Consider the following 11,450-nt stretch of genomic DNA (forward strand, 5'->3'; position numbering starts at 1 on the left):
ACCGCAGGCCGTTCCTGATCACGAAGATGATCCCGCTGATGATCCGACGGTCGTCCACCCGTGGCACCCCGTGCGATAGCGGAAAATATGGCTCGATCCGGCGCATCTGCGCCTCCGACAACCAGAGCAGGTCACTCATGACGACGTCTCCTCACGCCGTCATTGAATCAATCCTTCGCTATCACCGCAAGCGATTTAATAGGTCCTGAGCCTAGGTCGGGGCGGTGCTGGCTGGACTGCCAAGATGCTTCAATGCACCTGGCGGTATCGGTTGAGTCCGGCGCGTGACATGGCGCCGGATTAAAGCCGAGTTGATCGCAGGTCGCGAATTACAGGACAATTAACCACAATTCCTGTGCAGTCCGGTTGATAATCATGGTTGCTGTCGAACATTCATTTTGCTCGGATGCCTGCATCTTCAACCACCGCCGGGACGAAGCCCAGCTTTTGCTGGCCAAGCGCTTGCCCGGAATGCTGTCATGCCGCCACGCGTAGAGCTGCTGCGGCAGCAGCCCATGCGTCCGCGCGATTTCCGCGATGTTGGCGCCGGGCTCAAAACTCGACGCGATGATCCGCGCCTTGGCCTCGGCCGACCAGCGGCGATGCGCCGGTCCCGCTGGAATGACATCCATGCGCGAGGGGCGCTGCCCCTTGTATCTGTGCCTGAGGTCATGAGGATGACCTGGCACCATGAGATCGGGTGGCCACCCGATCTCATGGCCGCAGTGTCGACGCCCGTTGCCCCTCAGGTCCGTTCGACCGTCGGGAGTTTGGGATCGGCCTGCTTGTTGCCCTGCGACCGAACAGTCGGATGGTTGCCAATCGCACAGACAAGGCAGGTACAAGGTGACGCACATTATGATCGGAGTCGATAGTTCGAAGGCATGGCTGGATGCGTGGACCGCGCCGGATCATGCGAACGCTGTGGCAACACGGCCGAAGGCATTGCTGATCTCGCTGATTTCGTGTGGGAACATGCCGGTGATGATGGGCTGGTCGTGCTGGAGGCGAGTGGGGGATGCGAGAAACTGGCCTTCCTCCAGCTCTGGGCGCAGGGCATCGCCTGCACCATCGATAATCCGCGTCACGCCCGCGCCTTCGCACAGGCGATGGGGTGCCTGGAAAAGACCGACCGCATCGACGCCCGGATGCTGGCCTGGTTCGCTGATGCCCGCAAGCTCATCCCCACGCCGCCGCCCAGCGCACAACAGGCCAAGCTTGAAGCGCTCACCGCGCGGCTGCGTCATGTGACGCGCGATATCATCGTCCAGAAGCAGCGCCGATCAGCCACGACCGATCCGCTGGCCCTGGCCCAGATCGGCGAAACACTGGCTCTGTTCGCCAGACAGGCAAAGGACATCAGCGCCATGATCGCGCAGTCCATCGCAAGCAATCCTCACTGGCGCGCCTTTGATCGCACCATCCGCTCAATCAAGGGCTTGGCCGATCGGACTACCGCTTATCTGATCGCCGATCTGCCCGAACTGGGCACCCTCTCAAACAAGGCTATCGTCAAGCTCGTCGGGCTCGCTCCCATCGCAAATGACAGCGGCGCCAGATTCGGCAAAAGGCGAACTCGCGGTGGCCGCGCCTCCATTCGAACTATCCTCTTCCTCGTCGCTGACATCGCCCGGCGCTTCGAGCCAAGCCTCGCTGACTTCCGCGACAAACTCCTCGCAGCTGGCAAACCAAAGCTCGTCGTCCGCATCGCTCTGGCCCGAAAGCTCCTCGTCAGGCTCAATGCCAAAATGCGCGATACCCGACTTTCAATCCCTCTGACCTATTGACGAGACAGATAGTCGCTCCTGCCTTTCGAAACCTGTTTCGAATGTTCTTACATCATCAGCCACTACGATACCCCTCGGATGAGGGGCAAAACATAGACAGATCAGCAGCTACGAAAATGTGGGGAGGTTTTGGCGTTTACGGACAATTAACCAACATTTCTGCGCAGGTTGGTTGATAATTAGGGCAGCAGTCGAGCATTCATTTTGCTCGGATGCCCTCCCCCCTCCCGCCTGAGATACTTCACCAAAACTTCTCAGCACGCCCCTAGACGCCCGGCGCCGCGCAACGTGGCGCGGGGCCAAAGTCGAATTGATCGACGTATGGGGATTACGGACGATTAACCAAAATCTCTACATAGGTTGGTCGATAACAGGGGCGGCAGTCCAGCATTCATTCTGCACGGATGGCCCCCTCTCCTTCTGTACCCGACAGTCCTCCATGATGCCTAACTGTCCTGCACATCATCTACCTGGAAGCGTGTTTGACTAACCATCGCCATTTTGACATATGTGTCCGGGATAGGGGGTTCAATTTCGACGTTTTTTACGAACCGCCCTGATTCGAGACCGTAACAAGGGGACGCGCCGATGTTGTCCGGCCAGATTTTGGACACCATGATCACATCGTGCGAAAACGCCAAGAGCGTATTGCGACGAGCGGCGATCGATCCCTCTGATCGCAAGACCCTGAGCATCACCATGGGGGCGTCGGTTGCCGCGGAATTTCTCGGGCGGACCCCTGAAGCACTGGCCAAGGCGGAGGCGCGCGGTCGCCTGCCCGCGCCCAAGACCGCGAACAATGGTCGACGCTTCTATACGGTCGAGGACCTTATCGCGATCCGCGAGGCGCTCGGCATTAAGGCGGGCAAGTTGCCCGACGAACGCGCTGTCGTGGTCGCGGTCCAGAATTTCAAGGGCGGTGTCAGCAAGTCGACCACATCCAAGCATCTGGCCGACTATCTGGCTTTGCGCGGCTACCGCGTTCTCGTCGTCGATTGCGATCCCCAGGCCTCAATGAGTGTCATGTTCGACGTCAATCTTGAGGAACTGGTCGAGGAGACGCACACACTTTCCAATTATCTCTCGCCCCGTATCGATGAGGCGGATTCCTTCCGAAAGACGATCAAGCCTACCGCCTGGCCCAACATCGACATCTGCCCAGCCAATCTTGGGCTGCAGGATACAGAGTGGGAGCTGACGGCCACCATCGAGGAAGGACCGCACGCCATCGCCGGAGCGTTCAGAATGCTGCGTGTCGGGTTGGAAGAGGTTCGTCATGACTATGATGTCATCATTCTTGACCCGCCGCCGGCCATGGGTTTTCTGGGCGTCAATACACTGAGCGCAGCGGACGGGCTTCTCATCCCGGTGCCGGCACGCCAGCTCGACTATCTCTCGACGATCCACTTCATGCAGACCTGTCGCGAGGCGATGAGCCTAGTGTCGAAGTTCGACAATTCCATCGATTATGGCTTCATCAGGGTAGTATGCACGATGTTCCAGCCCAATCGCACCAACGAGGCGCAGATGCTGCAGGTCATGGAGAAGACCTATGCCGGCCAGATGCTCTCGACTCCGATCCTGCTTTCGGAAGAGATCAAGAATGCCGGGATCGCGATGTCGTCCATCTACGAGATCAACAAGCCTTACGGCTCTCATCAGACCTATACGCGCTGCAGGGACAATCTCAACGCCGTGTTCAAAGAACTCGAGAAGGATATCTGCAAGCAGTGGCCCTCTCGCCTTGCCCAGCTGGGCACTGACAGGCTGACGGAGGCGGCATGAGCAGCGCGGGAGGACGCCGTCGGAGCCTTTTGGCCAGCGCGATCGACAGCCTGGATATTATGGCGCCTGTCCACGAGCAGGGCAGCGCGGCGGTCGCACCTGCCCCATCAAGCCCCGCGCCCACGCGGCAGGAGGCAGCCACGCCCTCCTTTCTCGAGCGGCGCGGCGTTGCGTTTGACGAGATCGCGCGGACCGTTAAGCGGCCCACTATCCGCATTCGGCCGGACGAATGTACCGTGTGGCCGGGTAATGCGCGCGACTATGCGAGCCTGAGCCATGAGCGCTGCGCCTCGCTCATTGACTCCATCAAAGAGGAGAATGGCAATCGGGAACCGGTTGTCATCCGCCGGACGCAGGATGGCGAAAAGCCCTATGAGCTGATTGTAGGAACAAGGCGCCATTTCTCGGTCGCCTGGCTTCGCGCCAATAATCATGCCCAGATCGATCTCATCGCACGCATTGAGACTCTGGATGATGAAGGCGCGTTCCGCCTTGCCGACATCGAGAATCGCGAGCGTGAGGACGTGTCCGACGTCGAGCGGGCTCGCAATTACCAGCATGCGGTCGGCGCTTATTATGGTGGCGTGCGGGCGCATATGGCCGAGCGGCTCGCCATCGGTAAGCAGAACCTGCACAACCTGCTACAATTGGCCGAGCTTCCACAGGAGGTAGTGGACGCATTTGCAACCCTGTCCGATCTCAAGGTTCGTCATGGCATGAAATTGTCGCCGCTCCTCAAGCAGCCGACTTTGCGCGATGCGATCATGGCGGAAGCCAAGATCATCAGCGCGGAGCAAAACCGGCGTCGACGAGCGGGCGAGCCGATGATCGATGGCCCCCAGGTTCTTCAGCGCCTGGCTGCCGCTAATGCACGCCCGGCGACCAAGGCAGCCCCTCGCCATCGCTCCAGCCTTTCGACCAGCAAGGGCGAGGAGTTTGGTCAGATCGTAGCGGACAGTCGGATCAAGGGCATGACGCTGACGATCAATCCTCGGGGCAAGCTTGATATCGACGAGATCCTCGAGGCGCTGCGCCCGGTGATCGAAGGCGCCAAATTCACATCGCGATAGGATTTTGTCGTCTTAATTCAGATACTTATCTAAGAGTAAAACATGTTTTACTCTGATGGAGTTCAAGAACGAACATGGCTTCACGGAAGGATGCCCGGGACGATATCCAGGTTGATCTGTTTCTACCGCAGCTCACCACCCTCCCCATGCGCGATCAGCGCGAGACCATGGAGAGGCCCTTCTTCTCGCTTTCAAAGCGCAAGCGTCTCAAGCCGATCGACTATGTCAGTCCCGATCGCAAGGTAACGGTCCATGTGAGTGCCAACTCCGAATATGGGCTGGCGACAATCTATGATCTCGACATCCTCATCTACTGCGCCTCTGTGCTGATCGAGCATAAGAGGCGTGGGGCAAATGACATTCCCCAGACGCTTCATATCGTCCCCTATGACATGCTCACGACGCTCAAGCGCGATGCAGGGGGACGATCCTATGAGCTGCTTGGCAATGCGCTTGATCGGCTCCAGTCGACCACCGTCAAGACCAACATCCGTTCAGGCGATGCCGTGGAGACGACCTTTTCCTGGATCGACAGCTATAGCCAGCTCAAGGATCGCAATGGCCAGGTCCGTGGTATGCGCATCACGCTTGCCAAATGGTTCTATGACGGCGTCCTGATGGAGGGTGGGGTTCTTGCAATCGATCCGGCCTATTTCTCGTTGACCGGCGGCCGCGAACGCTGGCTCTATCGCGTCGCACGCAAGCATGCCGGCGGCGCAGGCCCCGATGGTTTCTCGATCAGCATGCCCACGCTGTTCGAGAAGTCGGGTGCGGAGGGCGACTATCGCCGCTTCAAATTCGAAATGGCGAAAATCGTCAGGGAAAATGCACTGCCGGGCTATGCCCTCGACCTTGTCCACAGGGAAGGCACCGAGCCAATGATCCGCATGGCGCGGCGGGAGCTCGATACCACGCCCCCCGCCCTTTCCTCTTACGAGCCCAGCGCTGCACCCGCACGGGCGACAAAGGGTAGAGAGGCTGCAGACGCCAGGGAAGCACCAGTGCGCTTTCCTGAACAGGGTTCCATCGGCTATGGCGCGTTCGGAGCGATCGCACGCGCCAACCTGCCCTCGCCCCAGCGCGACCATCTGGTTGTTGCAGATGATTTCCGCGCCTTCCTGCGGGCCCGCGATATCGCCTTTGACGCCAAGAACATTACCAGCATCTTTGCCTCCTTCTGCGCGAAGCAGCGTCCTGCAAGCTGAGCCTTGTCGGCATCAGGATCGTTTTTGCCTGCGCCCAGGCGATCGGGAGCGGTCCGTTCCTGAAATACCGCCTTGAGGGGACGGGTAATGCCCCTCCCCTCTCCTGCCGATCGCGATTGCAACTTCATTACTTAGAGCCTGCTGCGGCACTCATTCTTGCCCTTCATCTGATGTCCGCTGCATGAGTGGCCGATCGGCATTGACGGCAATCGGGCGTGCATGAGCACGCCGGATCGCATCGCCGGCCCCAGCGGGTATCAAGGGCGTCGCTTGACCTGTCGTGGCGGCAAGCGCCCGCCCCTGCCCCATGCGCTGGTTCTTGGAAGCCACCGGTTCGCCGGCCCACCGCCAAGCCCCCCAAGTCGAAGCTTCCCGCTCTGTTATGATCGTGCCGATCTGTCGGTCTCGCGCGACGCTGATCAGCCAGAACATGCGAAGGCGGTATTTCAGGAACGGCCTCTGCACGAGCCCGACAGCCGGTCCGCACACGATGGCCAACCATGTACCGATCGCTGCGAAAGCTGGAAGATCGTCGCGAGACATCTGTGTTTCAGCCTCGTGCGCCTTGCAGCGCCACATCGATAGCGAGAGCCTGAATAGCACAGGTCGGGCGAAGATGCCCAGGACTGGGCAGCGCCCCTGGCGATGCATCCAGTCCTACAGGTAGCGGCTCATAAGGGCGAACAAAGGCAAGATCTCTGCGGGAACACCCCTTGGGAGGGGAGGGGGCCTTGCCCCGGACAGGACGAGGCTGCGGCACAGGGAGCCGGCATCGGCTGATCCTGAAATCCCGTTCATGGCAGATGGCGCACATGCCCTCGTCACTCCATCCGTTCCCGAAGTTCCGTAGCGATGGGGGCGCAAAAATGGCTCAAGCCCGCTCCGTGCCCGGTTGGATACCAGCAAGAAGCGGCCAGATGGCCATTTTCCAGCCGAATGCCATGTTCCTCAAATACCGTGCCTGCCAGGCAGCGGCGCTATGTCGGTCGCGCTTGCCGATGGGCCCGCGCCAATGCTCTCAGCTCAATTTTCGTCGCGATCGGACAGGTGATACGCATACGAAAGCCCCGATTTTCCGGTGACTTACCGGCAAGTAAAACATGTTTTACTCTCTATCGCCCGTTGCTCCTGCTGGCCTACGACACGGGATATCAGGAACGGCCAACGGGACTTTAGGAACGCATCTACGGGGTATCAGGAACACCAGTTGCGGGACTTCAGGAACAGGTCAGCGGGACTTCAGGAACGGCGCTTCTGATGCGAATCGCGCGGACTCCGCGATTCGCCCAGCCTGTTGGGCAGCCCTAACTTCTTATGGATTCTTCTAAACCTGATAAGACGCGCCTTGCGGCGCTTTCCTTCCTGGTTGAAATTTAGCCGGAGACTGGGTCTCTCGGAAGACCCTGGATTGCTCGATTGCACGTAGAGCTTCAACGATAGCCTGCTGATGGCGCAGGGAGGGAAGGGTGCGCCGGACAATGGGCCAGAAGTCCGGACACCACTCGCGCGGACATTACGGCCCATCCATCTGCCCCGACCCGCATAGTCATAATCTGGACGCAGCACCTGCCAAGTTCGAGGGCCTTCGACAGGGCAGGGGACGCATCACCGCACCCGCTCATTGGCGGCATATGCCGGCCAGGGCTAACGATCTCGACAAACATCTTGAGGCTCGCCAAGTCCAAGCCCAAGCCAGAGATGGGAGGGCCTCTTGTGTCAGTCCCAGGCCGGGAATTGGACTGACAACCGACAAGCGCCACTACCAATGCCGGCATGACAATGCTCGGTTTCCTCATCGATATGAAAGCCTGGTCAGCAAATCTTGTGCAAGGCCTGATGGGAAGGGCCTGCCAAACAAGGATTACGCGCATATCCCCTGTTTTCGCGCTTGGCTGCAGAGGAGGGGAGCGATACCAATCTCGCAACCGAAGCCTCTCTTCATCATTCATGTCGCGTCCCGGTCATCACGGCAATGTCCGCTCGGCGCAGATGATCAGGTCTTTTGTCGCACGATCTATCCTCGGCAGCCGCTGGCCAGGCAGCATGCTGCGGTCACAGGCCGTCGCGGAGATCCGCTCAAGGAAGAGCGACGGGATGAAAGGGCATCCTAACCCTGCGATCGGAAACATCTGTGCATTTCGTCGAGCCCCAGTGGCTCAGAGCAAGGCCTGTCCAGGCGTCGCTCGCAATCATTCTGGCTCTGCAGTCGCGTGGCTTGCGCTTGAAACATGCAGTGCAACGCGACAGGGGCGCTGGTGAATGGACGATCTGCCGCGGCCCGATCAGAGCCCTCATTGGTTGATGCAGGCTTGATGCTGTCACTCACCAAGTATGAGAACCATCTTCAAGCGGCCAACAACGCCGACTGACCTCATGCATGCCCTATGTGCCCGCGCAATAGCTGCGATGATGCCTCTCGAGAGGAACAAATCATGAAATCGCGCATGGTGCGTTTTAAGGGCTACTGGAGGGCCTTGGGCGCGCCGGCAGGATATGGATCATCAATGCCGCATTTTGGCTCTCAGAAGGGCTCCTGGAAGGGGTGATTTTTGGCCTCAACCTCTCCGAGAGGCTCTGCAAACATAGGTTGGGATCTTTGCTGTTCCACCAAAGTCGCGCTTTGTGGTTCGCTGAGCGGGATAGCATAGCGCCGGTAGCTGGCCTGGCCAGTCGTTTCGATCAGCAGGCCTTCGTCATGCGCGATCGACAGCAGCTTGATGGCGCCGGCGTGCGTGAGACCCGTACGCTGTGCCACGTCGCTGCTGTTGATCAGGGGGCGCTCCATTGCAAAGGCCATCAGCTCTCCAAGTTGACCGCTGCGTCGACGACGCACGAGAACATGGCGCACGCGCATGGCGAAGGCGCGCAATCGGTTCTCGAGTTCGAGATGGGCCATTGCGCCTGCCCGAATGGCGCCAAGCCAGAGATGCTCGGCCTCCTCGCCGCTCGCCGTCTTCCAGCGGCCACCATTGTGGCGCATGCCCAATGCGACAAGCCCGCCCTGCGAACCTGGCTGACGGCCCATGCTCCACCGGTCACCGATAAGAAGGCTGGCGACAACGTCGCCGCGTCCAAGAGGCGCGTGGCGCCGCCAGAGGGAAGAGAGACGGGCGGCCATGAGAAGGGGCGGGGCAGGGGGCAGTGCTGTGCTGGCTCTCGACCAGGTCTCGATGGCCTGAATCGTTTCCCATCGTGAGTCCGGTCCGGCGCCTGCGCTCTCCCCACCCAGCCAGGCGAGAAGCTGTTCGGGCTCTTCGAGCAGCGCCCTGCGGCTGATCGGTGCCCCGATCGCATCTTTGCAATGTGTAAGGTCATAGTCGCCCGATCGCAGTCGACCGCGCTTGTCGAACACAAGCGCGTCGGCAGGTATGTCGAAACTGTCGGCCCAGGCGAGGGCATGACGCTCGGTCCAGGCCATGCGTGCGCGCCATGCGCCGGCAATCGGAGATGTGGCCCATCGATCATCCAATCGCTCGAGGGCGCCATGGGCCTTTGCATAGGCAAGCATAAGATCGCTGCGATCCACGTCGGGCTGCTTTCCACGATGGCTATTTCTACAGGATGTTTAGTCCAGTTTCCTGCCATTTGGTAATCCATAATTAAAGCTAAATGTCATTTCAGTGAATGGTGAACATAGCTTGAAAAACTGAATAACCGACAAGGGCCATTATCATTGATCCAAAATCGGTGGTTTTCTATAAGATGGCTTATGACAGCGAAGCGAACATGGGCATGAACGATACGTCCAAGCGCCCCTTGCGCGGATTGAGAGCCTTCATGGCGCTGCCGGAAGAGGCCGAGGTTCCCGTGCTCTCCCGGCCGCAGAGCGAGCCTGTTGCCCCGGAGCCTGCCACATCTCAGGTCCCACCCGATGCGCCGCCGGGCCCGTTGCTGACCGGCACTGTTATGCCTGCGCCCAGGCAGCGTTGGGCTTATGGCGCGCGTAAGCAGGAACTGGCCGCGCGGCGAAGCTGGCGCGAGGCCGACCGCGCGCGCACGCCGCTGCAGCGCTTTGAGGCGGTTCTCGCCCAGTTGCCCGGTCGCGAACGGCCGGTGCTCAACATTGATCTTGTCGAGGCGACGCTTGCGGCCAGTGCTGCCAATACGGTGCGTGGTCTCCTTGCTGACATGCGCGGCTTTGGCGATGCCTGCCGCGCCCAAGGCGTGAGCGCCTTGCCTGCGCAGCCCGCCTCGGTGATCGCATTCCTGCGGGATCGCGCAGATGGGGTAGGGGGAAAGTCTGCCCGTCCCGCGACATTGTCCCGTATCCTATGGGCTATCGGGACCTTCCATAGGTTGTTTGGGCTCGAGGATCCCACCAGAAACGACCTTGTCCGTCTCGAGATGAAGGCCTTGCGGCGCCGTCTTGGCACCGCCCAAAAACAGGCGCGGCCTTTGCGATACAAGGGGGCCGTGAGCGATGTCTTCGGCGCCCAGAGCCGAGGGGTGAGCCTTAAGGCATTGCTCGAAGCCTGCGGCTCGGACGAAAAGGGGATTCGGGACCGCGCCTTGCTTTCCGTCGCCTATGATACCGGTCTGCGCGCTTCAGAACTTGTGGCCATCTGCTTTGAGCATATCCTGCCTGCAAGCGATCCTGATACCCGGCTCCTCGTCATTCCCCGGCATAAGGGCGACCAGGAAGGGGAGGGGGCTACTGCCTTTCTGTCGATGCGCTCGGTCCTTGCCCTTCAGGCTTGGGCGAAGGTCAAGGACGAACTTGGCGTACCCGGTGAGCAGGGCGCCGTCTTCCGGCGTCTGTTCATCAAGATGCGCAAGCCTGCCGATCCGGCGAAATTGCGTGCTGATGCCCGGCGCAGGGCAGCAGCTACCTATTTGGGTCTACCCGGCCTAATGTTGGACGAGGGTAGCAGCAAGCGCGCGGGCGCTGGTCCCTTGAAGGTGGTTACGCTTGGGCAGGAACCGCTTCGCCCCCAGGCGGTTACGCAGATATTCAAGGCACGTGCACAGGAGGCCTGGGATAAGGGCCTTATCCCCGACCTGACAGCTGAAGAATTTGCCCAATGGCACAAGGGGATCAGTGCCCACTCTACACGGATCGGCATGAACAACGACCTGTTTGCGGCCGGCGAGGATATTGCCGGTATCATGGATGCGCTGCGCTGGAAGTCACCCAAGATGCCGCTTCTTTATAACCGCAATCTGGCAGCGGAGCACGGCGCGGCGGGGCGGTTGCTGACGCGCATGAAATAGGCGTCACACAATCTCGGCCCGTAGGCGTTACAAGTCGTTCTGAAGGTCGCGCCAAGCCTGTTCTGCAGCAGCTTTTGCTGCATTGAAATCCGTTGCCTCTTGCGTCTTTAGAGGCTGTGTCAGAACGCTGACGTAACGGTGGACGGCCGAGTTTCGATATGATTCCGAGGGGTTGCGACACCAACTTTGGAAACCATCATGTGGAACCCGACCGCCCGCGCGCATCATAGCCGCGCACAGCTTCGCTATGAAAGCGATCTTACCGATGCAGAATGGCGTTTAATTGAGCCGTATTTGCCCGCGCCGTGCCAATGCGGACGGCGACGGCGTTGGCCGATGCGAGAGATTATCGAGGCCATTTTCTATTTGCTGCGGGCAGGTTGTCCTTGGCG

At 59.9% G+C, this 11,450-nt stretch carries 9 protein-coding genes and 1 pseudogene; 6 read left to right on the plus strand and 4 right to left on the minus strand.

The features are described 5' to 3' along the window. A partial coding sequence (locus tag AC13EK_RS07110) for a transposase (protein WP_483022110.1) occupies nt 1-139 on the minus strand: 139 nt, incomplete at its 3' end. Between the two features lie 190 nt (nt 140-329). After that, complete coding sequence (locus tag AC13EK_RS07115; RefSeq protein WP_017503617.1) at nt 330-632, minus strand: transposase; 303 nt, start codon at nt 630-632, stop codon at nt 330-332. Between the two features lie 214 nt (nt 633-846). Between AC13EK_RS07115 and AC13EK_RS07120 the strand changes: the two are divergent. The 4 genes and pseudogenes from AC13EK_RS07120 (at nt 847) to AC13EK_RS07135 (ending at nt 5,847) form a co-directional block, all read left to right on the plus strand. Beyond that, nucleotides 847-1,787, plus strand: a pseudogene (locus AC13EK_RS07120) (IS110 family RNA-guided transposase). Between the two features lie 588 nt (nt 1,788-2,375). Next, the gene (locus tag AC13EK_RS07125; protein WP_037522374.1) at nt 2,376-3,572 is read left to right on the plus strand and encodes an AAA family ATPase; all 1,197 of its coding nucleotides are present in this window, start codon (nt 2,376-2,378) and stop codon (nt 3,570-3,572) included. Beyond that, complete coding sequence (locus tag AC13EK_RS07130; protein ID WP_026109382.1) at nt 3,569-4,642, plus strand: ParB/RepB/Spo0J family partition protein; 1,074 nt, start codon at nt 3,569-3,571, stop codon at nt 4,640-4,642. Before AC13EK_RS07125 ends, AC13EK_RS07130 begins: the two co-directional genes overlap by 4 nt. Before the next feature lie 74 nt (nt 4,643-4,716). Beyond that, complete coding sequence (locus AC13EK_RS07135; protein ID WP_483022106.1) at nt 4,717-5,847, plus strand: replication initiator protein A; 1,131 nt, start codon at nt 4,717-4,719, stop codon at nt 5,845-5,847. A gap of 150 nt (nt 5,848-5,997) precedes the next feature. Here the strand turns inward: AC13EK_RS07135 and AC13EK_RS07140 are convergent, their stop codons facing one another. Together AC13EK_RS07140 and AC13EK_RS07145 are read right to left on the minus strand one after the other, a co-directional pair. Then, nucleotides 5,998-6,426: a hypothetical protein gene (locus AC13EK_RS07140; RefSeq protein ID WP_483022107.1), complete on the minus strand. Its 429-nt coding sequence runs from the start codon at nt 6,424-6,426 to the stop codon at nt 5,998-6,000. Nucleotides 6,427-8,368: 1,942 nt separating this feature from the next. Beyond that, nucleotides 8,369-9,265: a hypothetical protein gene (locus tag AC13EK_RS07145; protein ID WP_483022108.1), complete on the minus strand. Its 897-nt coding sequence runs from the start codon at nt 9,263-9,265 to the stop codon at nt 8,369-8,371. 284 nt (nt 9,266-9,549) lie between these two features. Here AC13EK_RS07145 and AC13EK_RS07150 point away from each other — a divergent pair, with 284 nt between their 5' ends. Next, entirely contained in the window at nt 9,550-11,058 is a 1,509-nt protein-coding gene (locus AC13EK_RS07150) for a tyrosine-type recombinase/integrase (protein WP_069335529.1), read from the plus strand. Between the two features lie 198 nt (nt 11,059-11,256). After that, nucleotides 11,257-11,450: transposase (locus tag AC13EK_RS07155; protein ID WP_483022109.1), on the plus strand; the 194-nt coding region annotated here is incomplete at its 3' end.

The sequence above is a fragment of the Sphingobium sp. L-44 genome (assembly GCF_056859495.1).